Origin of the sequence: Pseudomonas sp. ICMP22404 (assembly GCF_006227205.1) — a bacterium.
GTDB lineage: Bacteria > Pseudomonadota > Gammaproteobacteria > Pseudomonadales > Pseudomonadaceae > Aquipseudomonas.
This window is the reverse complement of sequence record NZ_VCNG01000021.1, coordinates 36,494-52,178: the sequence shown is the minus strand read 5'-3', so window position 1 is coordinate 52,178 and position 15,685 is coordinate 36,494. Positions and strand designations below refer to the sequence as shown.

The 15,685-nt window shown below is 59.6% G+C and carries 15 protein-coding genes, 4 tRNA genes and 1 pseudogene; 11 read left to right on the top strand and 9 right to left on the bottom strand.

The genetic code is table 11. From position 1 onward, the window contains the following. Positions 1 to 255: 255 nt before the first annotated feature. From clpB to FGE05_RS30530, 7 genes and pseudogenes are all read left to right on the top strand, one after another. Entirely contained in the window at positions 256 to 2,820 is a 2,565-nt protein-coding gene (clpB, locus tag FGE05_RS27155) for an ATP-dependent chaperone ClpB (protein WP_139649803.1), read from the top strand. 310 nt (positions 2,821 to 3,130) lie between these two features. Further along, positions 3,131 to 3,206: transfer RNA gene (locus FGE05_RS27150), tRNA-Asn, on the top strand. A gap of 7 nt (positions 3,207 to 3,213) precedes the next feature. Beyond that, positions 3,214 to 3,290, top strand: a tRNA-Pro gene (locus tag FGE05_RS27145). Between the two features lie 5 nt (positions 3,291 to 3,295). Further along, a tRNA-Lys gene (locus FGE05_RS27140) sits at positions 3,296 to 3,371 on the top strand. 94 nt (positions 3,372 to 3,465) lie between these two features. After that, positions 3,466 to 3,542, top strand: a tRNA-Pro gene (locus FGE05_RS27135). 148 nt (positions 3,543 to 3,690) lie between these two features. Further along, positions 3,691 to 4,461: pseudogene (locus FGE05_RS30535) on the top strand (MCP four helix bundle domain-containing protein); the annotation flags it as partial. Beyond that, entirely contained in the window at positions 4,453 to 5,316 is an 864-nt protein-coding gene (locus tag FGE05_RS30530; protein WP_370444523.1) for a methyl-accepting chemotaxis protein, read from the top strand. The pseudogene FGE05_RS30535 and the gene FGE05_RS30530, both read left to right, overlap by 9 nt. Positions 5,317 to 5,629: 313 nt before the next feature. On the opposite strand, the gene FGE05_RS27125 is transcribed toward FGE05_RS30530, so the two are convergent. The 3 genes from FGE05_RS27125 to FGE05_RS27115 all read right to left on the bottom strand — a co-directional run bounded on the left by FGE05_RS27125 (position 5,630) and on the right by FGE05_RS27115 (position 7,908). Beyond that, the gene (locus tag FGE05_RS27125) at positions 5,630 to 6,928 is read right to left on the bottom strand and encodes an NAD(P)/FAD-dependent oxidoreductase (RefSeq protein ID WP_139649799.1); all 1,299 of its coding nucleotides are present in this window, start codon (positions 6,926 to 6,928) and stop codon (positions 5,630 to 5,632) included. Positions 6,929 to 7,009: 81 nt separating this feature from the next. After that, positions 7,010 to 7,183 carry a DUF3094 domain-containing protein gene (locus FGE05_RS27120; RefSeq protein ID WP_003185543.1) on the bottom strand — a complete coding sequence of 58 codons (174 nt, stop codon included), beginning with the start codon at positions 7,181 to 7,183 and terminating at the stop codon, positions 7,010 to 7,012. A 98-nt stretch (positions 7,184 to 7,281) separates the two neighbouring features. Further along, entirely contained in the window at positions 7,282 to 7,908 is a 627-nt protein-coding gene (locus FGE05_RS27115) for a DUF1780 domain-containing protein (protein ID WP_139649797.1), read from the bottom strand. 274 nt (positions 7,909 to 8,182) lie between these two features. On the opposite strand from FGE05_RS27115, the gene FGE05_RS27110 reads away from it, so the two are divergent. Beyond that, a complete protein-coding gene (locus FGE05_RS27110; RefSeq protein WP_139649795.1) occupies positions 8,183 to 8,869 on the top strand; it encodes an energy-coupling factor ABC transporter permease in 687 nt (228 codons plus the stop codon). Between the two features lie 63 nt (positions 8,870 to 8,932). Beyond that, complete coding sequence (locus FGE05_RS27105; RefSeq protein ID WP_139649792.1) at positions 8,933 to 9,148, top strand: hypothetical protein; 216 nt, start codon at positions 8,933 to 8,935, stop codon at positions 9,146 to 9,148. Between the two features lie 12 nt (positions 9,149 to 9,160). Here the strand turns inward: FGE05_RS27105 and yacG are convergent, their stop codons facing one another. The 5 genes from yacG to pilB are packed head-to-tail and all read right to left on the bottom strand — an operon-like array spanning position 9,161 to position 13,789. Then, on the bottom strand, positions 9,161 to 9,367 hold the full coding sequence (gene yacG, locus FGE05_RS27100; protein ID WP_024779578.1) for a DNA gyrase inhibitor YacG: 207 nt from the start codon (positions 9,365 to 9,367) through the stop codon (positions 9,161 to 9,163). Beyond that, the gene (gene coaE / locus FGE05_RS27095) at positions 9,364 to 9,987 is read right to left on the bottom strand and encodes a dephospho-CoA kinase (RefSeq protein WP_139649790.1); all 624 of its coding nucleotides are present in this window, start codon (positions 9,985 to 9,987) and stop codon (positions 9,364 to 9,366) included. The genes yacG and coaE overlap by 4 nt, the downstream gene beginning before the upstream one ends. 10 nt (positions 9,988 to 9,997) lie before the next feature. Beyond that, positions 9,998 to 10,867, bottom strand: a complete 870-nt coding sequence (locus FGE05_RS27090) for an A24 family peptidase (protein ID WP_139649788.1) — start codon at positions 10,865 to 10,867, stop codon at positions 9,998 to 10,000. Between the two features lies 1 nt (position 10,868). Then, a complete protein-coding gene (locus FGE05_RS27085; protein ID WP_139649786.1) occupies positions 10,869 to 12,086 on the bottom strand; it encodes a type II secretion system F family protein in 1,218 nt (405 codons plus the stop codon). Between the two features lie 2 nt (positions 12,087 to 12,088). After that, positions 12,089 to 13,789 (bottom strand): type IV-A pilus assembly ATPase PilB, encoded by a 1,701-nt coding sequence (pilB, locus tag FGE05_RS27080; RefSeq protein WP_139649784.1) that lies wholly within the window; start codon positions 13,787 to 13,789, stop codon positions 12,089 to 12,091. A gap of 224 nt (positions 13,790 to 14,013) precedes the next feature. On the opposite strand from pilB, the gene FGE05_RS27075 reads away from it, so the two are divergent. Both FGE05_RS27075 and FGE05_RS27070 read left to right on the top strand, forming a co-directional pair. Next, positions 14,014 to 14,436, top strand: a complete 423-nt coding sequence (locus tag FGE05_RS27075) for a pilin (RefSeq protein ID WP_139649782.1) — start codon at positions 14,014 to 14,016, stop codon at positions 14,434 to 14,436. 298 nt (positions 14,437 to 14,734) lie between these two features. Further along, a complete protein-coding gene (locus tag FGE05_RS27070) occupies positions 14,735 to 15,088 on the top strand; it encodes a BON domain-containing protein (protein WP_139649779.1) in 354 nt (117 codons plus the stop codon). A 300-nt stretch (positions 15,089 to 15,388) separates the two neighbouring features. On the opposite strand, the gene FGE05_RS27065 is transcribed toward FGE05_RS27070, so the two are convergent. Next, positions 15,389 to 15,685 carry a DUF2845 domain-containing protein gene (locus FGE05_RS27065; protein ID WP_139649777.1) on the bottom strand — a complete coding sequence of 99 codons (297 nt, stop codon included), beginning with the start codon at positions 15,683 to 15,685 and terminating at the stop codon, positions 15,389 to 15,391.

Sequence of the window (15,685 nt, the reverse complement as noted above, 5' to 3'; positions counted from 1 at the left end):
CCATAAGATTGCATACACCGCAAATCTACTGTGGGAGCGACCTTGCCCGCGAAAGCGGCATGTCAGCTAACCTTTAACTGATTGGCACACCGCTACCGCGAGCCGGCTCGCTTCCACAGCCCCTCATTTGACTGATCTGTATCAACAGATACCTGCTTGAATCTTCCAGAATCGTCCACATCTATAACGGTATCTGGCAGGTTTCTTCATTCAGGATGTTTTTCGGTCCGGCCTGCTCAAAAGGAAGGTGACCTTATGCGTATTGACCGTTTAACCAGCAAATTGCAATTGGCGCTGTCCGATGCCCAGTCCCTGGCCGTCGGCCTGGACCATCCTGCCATCGAACCGGCGCATCTGATGCAGGCCATGCTCGAGCAGCAGGGTGGCTCGATCAAGCCCCTGCTGATGCAGGTAGGCTTTGACGTCAACAGCCTGCGAAAAGAGCTGGCGAAAGAACTCGACCAGTTGCCCAAGATCCAGAATCCGACCGGTGACGTGAACATGTCCCAGGACCTGGCGCGGCTGCTCAACCAGGCCGATCGCCTGGCCCAGCAGAAGGGCGACCAGTTCATTTCCAGCGAGCTGGTGCTACTCGCCGCCATGGACGAGAACAGCAAGCTGGGTAAATTGCTGCTCGGCCAGGGCGTGAGCAAGAAGGCCCTGGAAAATGCCATCAATAACCTGCGTGGGGGCGAAGCCGTCAACGACGCCAACCACGAGGAGTCCCGTCAGGCGCTGGATAAATACACCGTCGACCTGACCAAGCGTGCCGAGGAAGGCAAGCTTGACCCGGTGATCGGCCGCGATGACGAGATCCGGCGCACGATCCAGGTGCTGCAACGCCGCACCAAGAACAACCCGGTGCTGATCGGTGAGCCAGGCGTGGGCAAGACCGCCATTGCCGAGGGCCTGGCCCAACGGATCATCAATGGTGAAGTACCGGACGGCCTCAAGGGCAAGCGCCTGCTGTCCCTGGACATGGGGGCGCTGATCGCCGGTGCCAAGTACCGTGGCGAGTTCGAAGAGCGGCTCAAGGCCCTGCTCAATGAGCTGTCGAAGCAGGAAGGGCAGATCATTCTGTTCATCGACGAGTTGCACACCATGGTCGGCGCCGGCAAGGGCGAAGGCTCGATGGACGCCGGCAACATGCTCAAGCCCGCGCTGGCCCGTGGCGAGTTGCATTGCGTCGGCGCGACCACGCTCAACGAGTACCGCCAGTACATAGAGAAGGACGCGGCCCTTGAACGGCGCTTCCAGAAAGTGCTGGTGGACGAGCCGAGCGAAGAGGACACCATCGCTATCCTGCGTGGTCTCAAGGAGCGCTATGAAGTTCACCACAAAGTGGCGATCACCGATGGCGCGATCATCGCGGCGGCCAAGCTCAGCCACCGCTACATCACTGACCGCCAGTTGCCGGACAAGGCCATCGACTTGATCGACGAGGCTGCCAGCCGTATCCGCATGGAAATCGACTCCAAGCCGGAAGTGCTGGATCGCCTGGAGCGGCGCCTGATCCAGCTCAAGGTCGAATCCCAGGCCCTGAAGAAAGAAAGCGACGAAGCGGCGAAGAAACGCCTGGAGAAATTGCAGGAAGAAATCGTTCGCCACGAGCGCGAGTATTCCGATCTCGAGGAAATCTGGAATTCGGAAAAGGCCGAAGTCCAGGGTTCGGCGCAGATCCAACAGAAAATCGAACAGTCCCGCCAGGAGCTGGAAGCGGCCCGTCGCAAGGGCGACCTCAACCGCATGGCCGAGCTGCAATACGGGGTCATCCCGGATCTGGAGCGCAGCCTGCAGATGGTCGACCAGCACGGCAAAAGTGAAAACCAGTTGCTGCGCAGCAAGGTCACCGAGGAGGAAATCGCCGAGGTGGTCTCCAAGTGGACCGGTATTCCAGTGTCGAAGATGCTCGAAGGCGAGCGCGACAAGCTGCTGAAGATGGAAAGCCTGCTGCACCAGCGCGTGATCGGCCAGGACGAAGCGGTCGTCGCGGTCGCCAATGCCGTGCGGCGGTCCCGTGCCGGGTTGTCGGACCCGAACCGGCCAAGTGGTTCGTTCATGTTCCTCGGCCCGACCGGTGTCGGTAAAACCGAGCTGTGCAAGGCGTTGGCCGAGTTCCTCTTCGATACCGAGGAGGCGATGGTGCGCATCGACATGTCCGAATTCATGGAGAAACACTCCGTGGCCCGGCTGATCGGCGCACCGCCGGGTTATGTCGGCTATGAAGAGGGCGGTTACCTGACCGAAGCCGTGCGACGCAAGCCGTACTCGGTGATCCTGCTCGATGAGGTCGAGAAAGCCCATCCGGATGTGTTCAACATTCTGCTGCAAGTGCTGGAGGACGGTCGTCTGACCGACAGCCACGGGCGCACGGTGGATTTCCGCAACACGGTGATCGTGATGACCTCCAACCTGGGGTCGGCGCAGATCCAGGAACTGGTGGGGGATCGCGAGGCGCAACGGGCGGCGGTGATGGACGCGATTTCTACCCACTTCCGGCCGGAGTTCATCAACCGGGTCGACGAGGTAGTGATTTTCGAACCACTGGCCCGTGATCAGATTGCCGGCATCACCGAAATCCAGCTGGGCCGCCTGCGCAGCCGCCTCACCGAGCGCGAGCTGAAGCTGCAACTGAGTGACGAGGCCCTGGATAAGTTGATTGCCGTGGGTTACGACCCGGTCTATGGGGCACGACCATTGAAACGGGCCATCCAGCGCTGGATCGAAAACCCGTTGGCACAGTTGATCCTGTCGGGTCGCTTCATGCCGGGCGAAACCGTAACCGGAACGGTGGAAAACGACGAAATCGTCTTCAACTGACCGGCTGCACCGCTGTTGACCGAATGGCCTCGCATTGCGAGGCCATTTTTTTCATCAGGCCGTTGAACTCAAAGGAAAAGGCTTGTAAAGTGCGCCCCGCAGTCAGTCACCCCCAAGGGTTACTTCTCCCTGAGAAGGAATCCGAAATAAGTTGCAAATCATTGTCTTGAAAGCAATTTAAGGGGTTGACAGAGGTTTTTAAGATTGTAGAATAGCGCGCCTCAGACACACGAACGCAGCGATGCAGACGGGTAGAAGAGGTTGAAGCTGGCTTCAATCAAGCTTCAAGGTTGCAACTTGAAATATCAGTTCCGTGATAGCTCAGTCGGTAGAGCAAATGACTGTTAATCATTGGGTCCCAGGTTCGAGTCCTGGTCACGGAGCCATTTCAATCGGGGTATAGCGCAGTCCGGTAGCGCGCCTGCTTTGGGAGCAGGATGTCAGGAGTTCGAATCCCCTTACCCCGACCATATTTGGGTCGTTAGCTCAGTTGGTAGAGCAGTTGGCTTTTAACCAATTGGTCGTAGGTTCGAATCCCACACGACCCACCATTTTTGAGACCAGTTCGCTGGAATCGAATCTTAAGATCAGAGGCCAAAAGCGCTGATCGAGGAAGGCGACTTGAAAGGGTCGCCTTTTTATTACCGGGGTATAGCGCAGTCCGGTAGCGCGCCTGCTTTGGGAGCAGGATGTCAGGAGTTCGAATCCCCTTACCCCGACCATATTGAAAATCCTCGTATCGAAAGATACGGGGATTTTTTTTGCCTGCAAAAAAAGCCGGGAAGTCTTAAGTTATCGTACAACTTGCCGATAGCTCACCGACAGGGGCACGTCCCCATTCCCGGCCAATAACAAAAAAGGGCGCCCGTTATGTTTCTTCGTCAACTGAATATCGCCCCTCGCGCGGCGCTGGGTTTTGCCTTGATCGCCGTGCTGGTGGCACTGCTCGGGATGTTTGCGCTGGGGCAGATGTCGAGTATCCGTGACAGTGAGGTGGCGGTGGAAACCCAGTGGCTACCGAGCATTCGCGGCGGTGACGAGATTCGCGAATGGATGCTGCGCATTCGCACCATCTCCCTGCGCATGGCCCTGGACCAGGACCCTAAGAACACCTCGGTCTACCGTGGGCAAATGGACGTTCGTGACAAGGAACTGAGCGAAAAAATCGCCAGCTACGAAAAGCTCGTCGTGACCCCTGAAGGCAGAGCGCTCTACGACCAGTTCAAGCAGACTTTTGCTGCCTACCGCGCGGGTATCGCGCAATCCTTCATCCTCGCAGAGCAGGGGCGCCGCGACGAGCTGATCAAACTGCTGCTGGTGGACATGAAAACCGTCGTGGACGGCTCCGGCAAGCAACTCAACGACCTGGCGGAGCTGTTTTCCAAACAGGTGTCCATCGAGAGTCAGAAGTCCCAGGAGCACTACGCCAATTCACGCATGATCGTCATCCTTTTCATCGTCTTGGCCGCCCTGGCTACCGTCGCCCTGGCGATGTTGTTGACGCGCAGCATCGTCAAGCCCCTGGGTGAAGCGCTAAGCGCCGCGGAAAGCGTGGCTGAAGGTGACCTGACCCGGCCGATCGAGACCCATGGCAACGACGAAGTGAGCCGCTTGCTCAAGGCCTTGGCGACCATGCAGAAAAACCTGCGCGATACGCTGCAGAGCATCAGTGGTTCGGCGGCGCAGTTGGCAACGGCAGCCGATGAGCTGAACGCCGTCACCCTCGACAGCACACAGAGCCTGCAACAGCAGAACAACGAAATTGAACAGGCCGCCACGGCTGTCACCGAAATGACCACTGCCGTAGAGGAAGTGGCGCGCAACGCCGTTTCCACCTCCGACGCCACACGTCAGTCCAGTGAGTCGGCATCCCTCGGACAGCAGCGGGTCAGCGACACGGTTGACGCGATTGGCGCCCTCGCCAGTGACGTGCAGGTGACGGGTGGGTTGGTGCAATCCTTGGCCAACCAGTCGCAGGATATCGGCAAGGTCCTGGACGTGATCCGGGCCATTGCCGAGCAGACCAATTTGCTGGCCCTCAACGCGGCCATTGAAGCGGCCCGGGCCGGCGAAAGCGGTCGAGGGTTTGCGGTGGTGGCTGATGAAGTGCGAGCGCTGGCTTATCGCACTCAGCAATCGACCCAGGAAATCGAACAGATGGTCCAGGGCATGCGCAGCGGCGCCACCCAGGCCCTGGATTCCATGCAGGCCAGCTCGACCCGAGCTGCCAGCACTCTGGCGATGGCGGAACGGGCGGGGGAGGCATTGCAGACCATCACCGCGTCGGTCAGCGAAATCCACGAGCGCAACCTGGTGATCGCCAGCGCGGCCGAAGAGCAGGCACAGGTGGCCCGCGAGGTTGATCGCAACCTGGTGAATATCCGTGATCTGTCGGTGCGCTCGGCCACTGGCGCAGACCAGACCAGCGCGTCCAGCCATGAACTGTCGCAACTGGCGAACTCGTTGCGCACGATGGTGCAGCGGTTTCAGGTTTGAGTGCAGGAGGAGACTTCGCGGGCAAGCCACGCTCCCACATGGGATTCGGGGTGGATGCAGCATTTGTATACATCATCAAACCCTGTGGGAGCGAAGCTTGCTCGCGATAGCGATGGGCCAGTCAATATTGTTACTGACTGACTTAGCGCAATCGCGAGCAAGCTTTGCTCCCACAGGTTTGTGGCTTAACTGACTGCACTAGCGCTTGCCCGCTCCCGCATTGGGTCTGGGTGTATGCGGTATCCGCATACGCCACCAGACCCTGTGGGAGCGAGCCTGCTCGCGAAAGCGCTGTGTCAGGCCACTGCTATTTTCAGTGCAACTTGAGCCGCGGCTCGGTCCCACGTCCAATCTTGCTGCCCAGCATCAACATGGCCGTACGGAACATTCCATACAACGCCATCTGGTGCATGCGGTACAGCGACACATAGAACATCCGCGCCAGCCAGCCTTCGAGCATCACGCTGCCGGTGAGATTACCCATCAGGTTGCCCACCGCCGAGAACCTCGACAGCGAGATCAGCGAGCCGTAGTCGGTGTACTTGTAATGCGGCAACGCCTTGCCTTCGATCCGCAGCTTCAAGGACTTGGCCAGCAGCGATGCCTGCTGGTGCGCCGCCTGGGCGCGGGGCGGTACGTTGCGGTCGCTGTCCGGTTGCGGGCAGGCGGCGCAGTCGCCGAAGGCGAAGATGTTTTCGTCGCGGGTGGTCTGCAGGGTCGGCAGTACGTGTAGCTGGTTGATCCGGTTGGTTTCCAGCCCGTCGATGTCCTTGAGGAATTCCGGTGCGCGAATCCCGGCGGCCCAGACTTTCAGGCTGGCGTCGATCACCTTGCCATCGACGGTGATCAGGCTGTCGGCTGTCACCTGGCCGACCGCGGCGTTGGTCATGACATTGACCCCGAGCTTTTCCAGGGTCTTGTGCACGGGCCCACCGATACGCTCCGGTAATGCCGGCAGCACCCGTGGCCCGGCTTCGATCAGGGTGATGTGCATGTTTTCCGGCTTGATCCGGTCCAGGCCATAGGCCGCCAGCTCATGGGCGGCGTTATGCAGCTCGGCCGCCAGTTCGACGCCGGTGGCACCGGCCCCGACGATGGCGACGCTGATCCGCTCCACGGCATCGGTCTGGCCGGCGTGGGCGCGCAGGTAATGGTTGAGCAATTGCTGATGGAAGCGCTCGGCCTGTTTGCGGGTATCGAGAAACAGGCAATGTTGCGCCGCACCCTCGGTGCCGAAGTCGTTGGTGGTGCTGCCGACGGCAATCACCAGGGTGTCGTAGCCCAGCACCCGGGCGGGTAGCAATTCCACGCCGGCTTCGTCATAGGTGGCGGCCAGTTGGATACTCTTGCGTTCGCGGTCCAGGCCGCTCATGCGCCCGAGCTGGAACTCGAAGTGGTTCCATTTCGCCTGGGCGACGTAGTTGAGTTCGTCTTCGGAGGAGTTCAGGGAGCCGGCCGCCACTTCGTGCAGCAGGGGTTTCCAGATGTGGGTCAGGTTCGCGTCGACCAGCATCACGCTGGCCGTGCCACGTTTGCCCAGGGTCTTACCCAGACGGGTAGCCAACTCCAGGCCGCCGGCGCCGCCGCCAACGATGACAATACGATGAGTCATGGGGATATCTCGCAAGGCTAAAGGAAATCGGTGCCGTTACCCTCGCGAGCGCCAGTATCGTATCCCTCGATAACAGGCAGCTCATAGCGTCAGGTAACTGATCAGTCGGCTCAACAGGCCCAGGCCGATCGTCACGGCCAGTACCACCACCAGGAGCATCCACGGCCGGAAAGGCCGGCGCTCGACTCGGTGCTGGGACAGTTGCAGGTACTCTTCGACATGCTTCTGGTCGTCAGGGTTCAGGCGGCTGGTCATAAAGGCCTCGTCAGGTAGACGTTGCGAAGTGTGCGTACGTTACAGGGGATTGCTTGCGGCTGCGAACAGCATAGTCGTTCGGTGGACGCGGTGATGATTCACAGGCTGATCCCCACATCGAACACGATGCTGCGCCCCAGGTTGCCCCGCAGGAAATCCGGCGCATCGGGGTGGGCGAACAAGACCCGGGCGAAGCTCGGCCCCACCAGCGACAGCGAACGCCAGCCCTGGCGCAGGTATTCGGTGGGCGGTGGGAAATGGCTGTTGAGGTCCAGTACTTCCCGTTTGAGGCTGGCGAAGGCGATGATATCCAGCTCTCCCAGGTCCATGCCGCGTTCGGTGTAGTTGTGGGCTTTCTTGCGCAGGGTCGGTGCCAGCCTCAGCAGGAATTCGTTGGCCGGGATCCGCCTGGGCTTGGCTTCGCGGCGCACCAGTTGGCTCAGGGAGAATGCACTGCGGCGGCGTTGCAGCTCGTCACGCCATTCGTCATTGAGCCGACGGCCTTCGTCGAGGACGAAGAACACCTCGAAGTTGGCATCACGGAACAACACGTCCGGTGGATCTCCGGCGGGGGCGAACTCGTCGGCGCGGTAGGGCACGCTCAGCCCTTGCAGCAGTCGCTGGCAGACCCAACGCTCACGCTCCCATTTGCGGGCATTGGAGAGAAAGGCGTTGGCTTGCTCGGCCGCGATGGTCAGCAGGCGTAAATAATCGGAATCATCCATGAACTCAAGCTTAGCGTTCAATTGCGACAAGCTGGAAGCGTTGCGTTGATGAATGAGTCTTATGAGTGGGGTGTAGACTCTGCGTGTCGATAGAGACATAAAGCTGTGCACAATTCTTGTGGCGAGGGGATTTATCCCCGCGGGCGTGCGTAGCGCGCCCAAAAGAGTCTGAGGTTGTAGGAGTTGGCGAAGCCTTCGCTCGACAGCTCCTACGCAGTCCGACGGGAATGCACTGTGCCGGCTGCTGGAAAAACAAGCGAAAGGTGTAGTCCCCATGATCGGAGCCGAACTGCTCTCACCCCAGACACTTGCGGTTGGCTGGTTGATCTATGTCCCGGTGCTGGCCTGGGCGGCGTGGCGAGCGCCATGGGTGGAACTGTTTACCGACAGCCGTCGCCAGCACCTGCTGTTCGGCACGGTGCTGGCGCTGTTCATGTTGTGGCTGGTGCGACGGGATTTCGACACCGGTGTGTCCTATCACTTCATCGGCATGACCGCCGTGACGCTGTTGCTGGATTGGCCGCTGGCGATCCTCGGCGGTCTCATTGCCCAGCTTGCGCTGGTGCTGTTGGGGCGCCAGGACATGGTGGCGCTGGGCGTCAACGGGGTGCTGTTGGTCCTGCTGCCGGTGCTGGTCACCGAAAGCTGCGCGATCCTGGTGGAGCGAGCCCAGCCACGCAATCTATTCGTGTATATCTTCTGCTCGGGGTTCCTCGCCGCCGCCCTGTCGGCGTTGCTGTGCCTGCTGCTGGGGCTGGGGCTGTTGTGGTACGACGGGGTGTTCGCCATGCCTTACTGGCTGAGCGATTTCGTTGGCTACCTCTGGTTGATCATTTTTCCCGAAGCGTTCATCAACGGCATGGTGATCAGTGCACTGGTGGTATTCAGTCCTGAATGGCTGGAAACCTTCAACCGCACGCGCTATCTGTCGGCACCCTGGAAGGATGACGACAAGTCTTGATGCATATCAAGGCCCTGCAGGCAGGTGCAGCTCATGCTCTGGAAAACTTCCAGGAGCACAACGATGAGTGTTTACGAGTGGGCGAGACAAGAGATCAGGCGTAGCCACGATGCCGCGATGGAAATCGGTTTCGATCCGGGCCTGAGCCTGCGTGCCTTGCTCAGTGCGATCGTGCAACAGAGCAAGACAGTGCGCAGCGCCGAGGACCTGGCCGATGAGTTGAGCTTCCTGGCGGAAAATCTCGACGACAAACAGGACTACGGTTTCATGCGGCCTTAGCCACACAGGCCACTAGTGGTGTGAGCGGGGGTTGAAATCTTCGCTGAACAGTTCGTCCTCGGCGTCGGGGCTGACGGGGATCTTGTGTTCTTCCGACGCCCAGGCGCCCAGGTCGATGAGTTTGCAGCGATCGGAACAGAATGGCCGGAACTTGCTCTCCGGGCTCCATTCGACAGGGGCGCCACAAGTCGGGCAATCAACGGTCGGGGTCTGGCTCATGATTGGCCTCCACGCAATGTAAGGTAGGAATGATGCAGGCGTTCGACCTCGCTGTGCAGCCAGGCGAGGTCGCGGTCGTTGACCACCACATCGTCGGCATGGCTCAGGCGATCCTGGCGGCTGGATTGTGCCTTGAGGATCGCCTGGGCCTGTTGCTCGCTGATCTGGTCGCGTTGCAAGGTCCGTTCGATCTGGAGTTGTTCAGGTGCGTCGATCACCAGGATCCGTTGGGTCATGGCGTACTGCCCTGACTCGATCAGCAGCGGTGATACGAGGATTGCATAGGGCGATCGGGCTTGGGCCAGGTGATGGGCAATTTCGTCGGCGATCAACGGATGCAGCAGTGCCTCAAGCCAGCGACGCTCGTCGGCATTCTCGAAAATCAATTTGCGCAAGGCCGCGCGATCCAGCGTACCGTCGGCCTGGAGCACGTCCGGGCCGAAGTGCTCGGCGATTTTCGCCAGTGCCGGACGCCCCGGTTCGACCACCCAGCGCGCCGCATGATCGGCGTCGACCACATGCACGCCCAAGTCGATGAAGTGCTGGGCCGCAGCACTTTTGCCGCTGCCGATACCGCCGGTCAGGCCGAGAATCCAGGGTTTTTCCACGGGATTGTTCATAAGGAAATCGTTAGAAACCGACAGAGTGCCAATAGAAGTCGGTTATTTGACCACCCCAGAGCAAGGCAATCCAGCCGGCAATGGCTAAATAAGGCCCAAAGGGGATCTGTGTCGACGCCGGAGCATTGCGCATGCGCAACATGACGACCCCGACCAAGGCACCCACCAGCGACGACAGCAATAGCGTCAGCGGCAGGATCTGCCAGCCGCCCCAGGCCCCGAGCATCGCCAGCAGCTTGAAGTCGCCGTAGCCCATGCCTTCCTTGCCGGTGAGCAGCTTGAAAACCCAGAACACCGACCACAGCGCCAGATAACCGGCCACCGCTCCCCACACTGCCTGGTTCAGCGAAACGAACAATCCGAAGCTGTTGACGATCAGCCCCAGCCACAACAAGGGCAGCACCAGCGTGTCGGGCAGCAGCTGATGCTCGGCATCGATCAGGCTCATGCCCAGCAGGCCCCAGCTCAAGACCATCACCAGCGCGGCCTGCCAGCCGAAGCCGAAATGCCAGGCGACGAACGCCGACAGCGCGCCGCAGGCCAGCTCGGTCAGGGGATAGCGGCGCCCAATGGGGGTGGCGCAACTGGAGCAGCGGCCACGCAGTGCGAGGTAGCTGAGCAACGGGATATTTTCCCAGGCCCGGATGCGGTGGCCGCAGTGAGGGCATTGGGAGTGAGGCAGCATCAGGTTGTAGGCCGGGCCGGGCGTTTCGGCAGGCAGGCCCAGCAGGTCGTGGGCTTGCAGCCGCCATTCGCGGGTGAGCATCTTGGGCAGGCGCCACACCAGCACATTGAGAAAGCTGCCGACAATCAGCCCGAGCAATAGCGCCGCCAGCACAAAGGCCATGGGATAAAGCACGAAGAATTCGCTCAGGGGCATGTCAGATCGCAGAGCCGAGTTGAAAGATGGGCAGGTACATGGCGACCACCAGACCGCCGACGACCACCCCCAGGACCACCATGATGAAGGGTTCCATCAGGCTGGTGAGGTTGTCCACCAGATTGTCGACCTCGGCCTCATAGAAACCCGCCACCTTGTCGAGCATATCGTCCAGCGCCCCGGATTCCTCGCCGATGGCGGTCATCTGGATCGCCAGGTTTGGGAATATGCCTGAGGCGCGCATGGAAAAATTCAACTGCATGCCGGTCGAGACGTCTTGGCGGATACGCTGTACCGCACGTTTGAACACCACGTTGCCGGTGGCGCCGGAGACCGAGTCCAGGGCCTCCACCAGTGGCACGCCAGCGGCGAAGGTGGTGGAGAGCGTCCGGGCGTAGCGGGCTACCGCCGACTTGTACATCAGGGCGCCTACCAGTGGCAGCTTGAGCAACCATTTGTCGCGCCAGTCACGAAAGCCCTGGGAGCGCTTGAGGGCATACTTCACGCCAAAAAACGCGCCCACCGCCCCGCCCAGCAGCAGCCACCATGACTCTTGCATGAACTCCGACAGGCCGATGACCATCAGGGTAAAGGCAGGTAGTTTCGCGCCGAACCCGGAGAACACCGATTCGAACTGCGGCACCACCTTGACCAACAGAATGCCGGTGACCACTGCTGCGACAAGCACAACGGCCGCCGGATAGGTCATGGCTTTCTTGATCTTGGCCTTGAGGGCCTCGCTCTTTTCCTTGTAGGTCGCCACACGGTCCAGCAAGGTGTCCAGGGCGCCGGCCTGCTCACCGGCGTCCACCAGGTTGCAATACAACTCGTCGAAGTACTGCGGGCATTTGCGCAACGACGCGGCAAAACTGTTACCGGCGGCGACTTCCTGTTTCACCTCCTCCACCAGCTTGCGCATGTTGGCATTGTCGAAGCCTTCGCCAATGATGTCGAAGGCTTGCAGCAGGGGCACACCGGCCTTGAGCATCGTCGCCATCTGGCGGGTGAAGAGGGCGATGTCCAGCGGTTTGATGCGTTTGCCCTTGCCGAATATCGACGTGGATTTCTTGCGTACCTTTTCCGGGTTGATGCCTTGTTTGCGCAGTTGCGCCTTGACCAGGGCCGGGCTCTGGCCGGTCAGCTCACCGGACATCTTCGTGCCTTTGCGGTCTTTGCCTTCCCAGGTGTAGGTGTCGGTTTTTACTGCCTTGACCGCCATGTTCAGTCCTTGGTGACCCGGTTGATTTCTTCGAGGCTGGTCACCCCTTGCATCACCTTGAGCAGCCCCGAAGTACGCAGATCGTTGAACCCGTCCTTGCGCATTTGCAGGTCGATTTCCAGGGAATTGCCTTCGGCCATGATCAGCCGTTGCAGTTCAGGCGTATTTTTTACCACTTCGTAAACCCCCACGCGTCCTTTGTAGCCGTTGTTGCACTGTTCGCAACCGACCGGCTCATAGATCGTGAATGAGCCGATGCGTTCCTTGGGGAAACCCTCCTTGAGCAGGGTTTCCTCGGGAATCTCCGTGGCTTTCTTGCAGTGGCTGCACAGTTTCCGCGCCAGGCGCTGGGCGATGATCAGATGGACCGCGGTGGCGATGTTGAAGCCGGGGATGCCCATGTTCTGCAAGCGGATCAGGGTTTCGGCGGCGCTGTTGGTGTGCAGGGTGGAGAGCACCATGTGCCCGGTCTGGGCGGCCTTGATGGCGATTTCGGCCGTTTCCAGGTCGCGGATCTCACCCACCATGATCACGTCCGGGTCCTGACGCAGGAAGGAGCGCAGGGCCTGGGCAAAGTCCAGCCCTTGGCGTGGGTTCACGTTGACCTGGTTGATGCCTTCCATATTGATTTCCACCGGGTCTTCGGCGGTGGAAATATTGATATCCACGGTATTGAGGATATTCAGGCCGGTGTAGAGCGAGACAGTCTTGCCCGAGCCGGTCGGCCCGGTGACCAGGATCAGCCCTTGGGGTTGTTTGAGGGCCGCGAGGTAGAGCTCTTTCTGATCCGGTTCGTAGCCCAGGGCATCGATGCCCATTTGCGCGCTGGAAGGGTCGAGAATCCGGATCACCACTTTTTCGCCCCAGAGCGTGGGCAGGGTATTGACTCGGAAGTCGATGGATTTGGTTTTCGACAGGCGCATTTTCAACCGACCGTCCTGGGGTTTGCGCCGCTCGGAAATATCCAGGCTGGCCATGACCTTCAGGCGCGCGGCGATGCGGCTGGCCAGTTGGGTCGGCGGCCTGGCCACTTCCCGCAGCATGCCATCGGTGCGCACCCGCACCCGGTAGGATTTCTCATAGGGTTCGAAGTGCAGGTCGGAAGAGCCGCCCTTGATCGCGTCCAGCAGCATCTTGTTGACGAACCGCACCACTGGCGCGTCGTCGGCGTCCTGACCGGCGATGGCGTCCTGCTTGCGATCGTCGTCCGACTCGATGTCCAGGCCATCGAGGTCGACATCACCCATGCCTTCCAGGCCCGTGGTGCCGGATTCGAAAAACCTCTCGATGGCATCGCTGAGTTTGTCGTCTTCCACCAGGATGGCTTCGGTGGTCAGGCCGGTACTGAACTGGATGTCGTTGATGGCCTGGTGGTTGGTGGGATCGGAGATCCCCACGAACAGCTTGTTGCCGCGCCGCCACAGCGGCAGGGCATGGTGTTGCCGAACCAGTTTTTCACTGACAAGGCCGGTGGGCTGGCTTTCCTTGTCCAGGCTGTTGAGGTCCAGCAGGGCGACGCCGAAATGCTCCGAGGCGATTTCCGCAACCTGGCGACTCTGGACCAGTTTGTTCTGCACCAGATAACTGACCAGGGGCATGCGGTTGCGTTGGGCTTGTTGCTGCGCCTGCTGCGCGCTTTGCTCGGTGATCAGCTCGGCCAGCACCAGTTGCTTGGTCAGGCCGCTGAGGGCGATGTCATTCATGGGGATCCCGACTGCTGACAGTTCATGACTTATAGCCTAGTCAAGCCTCGACGCCAAACCAGCGGGGGCGGGTGACAAAAAACGTCAGATAGTGCGGATGTTGGGGTAGGACGTTGGGCTTCCTTGGGCTGGAAGCTCTTGCTGGCAGGGTCGCGGGGATTGGCATGTGCCGTGCAATACACCCTCCAAGCATGAGATTTCGCCTCATGTTAATGGAGATGTCTATGAGCAAGCAGAATGGTTTCACGTTGATCGAGCTGCTGATCGTCGTGGCGATTATCGGCATTCTGGCGACGTTTGCGTTGCCGCAATATTCCAAGTATCAGGCGCGGGCGAAGGCAACGGCCGGGTTGGCGGAAGTGTCTGCATTGAAAGTGCCCTTTGAGGACATCATGAACCAGGGGACCAACCCCACGTTGGCCAACATTGGTGGAACCTCGCCCACCAGTAATTGTACGTTGACCGCCTCAGGTACTGCTTCAGATGGTACGGGCACTATAGCGTGCGCCTTGTTGAATGCGCCCGCTCCGGTACTCGGCAAGACCATTACACTGTCGCGCTCGGCAGCAGGTGTCTGGACCTGTGCTTCGACGGCAGCCCAGGAATACCTGCCGGCTGGATGCACCGGTGCCGCTGCCGGTAGTTGAGGGCATGGCCTTGCGAAGAACCCCGCTTTAATTGCGGGGTTTTTTACGTCCTCTTGGCAGTGAAACAAAAAAGCTCGTTAATTCAGCTGTTTAAGAAGCGGAAAAAAACCGCAACTTGCATGTACAGAATCAGTCGCTCATGCATTTTGCATGATCAAGTAAATCGGCGCTTCGCTTAAATGGCTGATTTATAAGGAATTATTTTATTCGTCAAAGCTGGCACACCCTTCGCACTACTCCTGATAACCCTGCCGGGAATCACCTCCGGCAGTTTCTGAGAAAAACAGGAGTTACTCGTATGAAGAAGTTCGCTATCACTGCCGCTACTGCTGCCGCACTGACCTTGACCATGGCTAACGCATTTGCCGAGACTGCTCAAGCGACCCAGGCTCCGATGATGTTGGCTGCTGGTGAAGTGACTAAAGCCAAGGAAGAAACCAAGGACACCTGGATCACCACCAAAGTCAAAGCTGACTTGGTCACCGAAAAGGGTATCCCAGGCTCCGACATCAAGGTTGAAACCAACAAAGGCGTCGTATCCCTGTCTTCGACTGTTGCTGTCACCGAAGCTCAGAAAACCACCGCCGTGGCGATCGCCAAGAAAATCAAAGGCGTCAAAGCCGTATCGGCTGATGGCCTGAAGGCCGAATAAGGCCAAGACTTCTCGCCTGGACTGGGAGAGGGCGCGGCAAACGGGCTGTGTCATACGTTTGCCGTTGCTTTGGAGTTCATGCGAAAGGCCACAGGGACGTGGCCGCCACAGGCCCTCGGCATTTTGCCGGGGGCCTGTTTTATTTTGGATGGAGGTCAGTCGACGATTGTATTGGCTGATCCACCGCCATCGCGAGCAGGCTCGCTCCCACATTGGTATTGGGTTGTTCCAAAAATGTACGCTCGGCATCGATCCCCTGTGGGAGCGAGCCTGCTCGCGATAGCGGTGTCATTGCCAACCTCAGTGCCCACGCCGACTGGTGATCTGCACCAGTCGATTACCCTCGAAGCGCAGGAACTGGTACATGCCGCTGTTGGGGCCATAGGTCCATTCTTCCACCGGGTATTCCTCCCTGCGATTGACGCTGCGTTTGTAGCCCAGATCGTCCCGCGCCACCGGTTGTCCGCACTTTTGCAACACTTCGCTAGAGCGGTCGCCAACACTGATCAACTGGCTGCCGCAACGCAATGTGTCGGCAGCCGATGCATGAGCGGTGGTGAGCAGCAAACCCAGGCCGAGCCAGTAGAGACGCTTCAT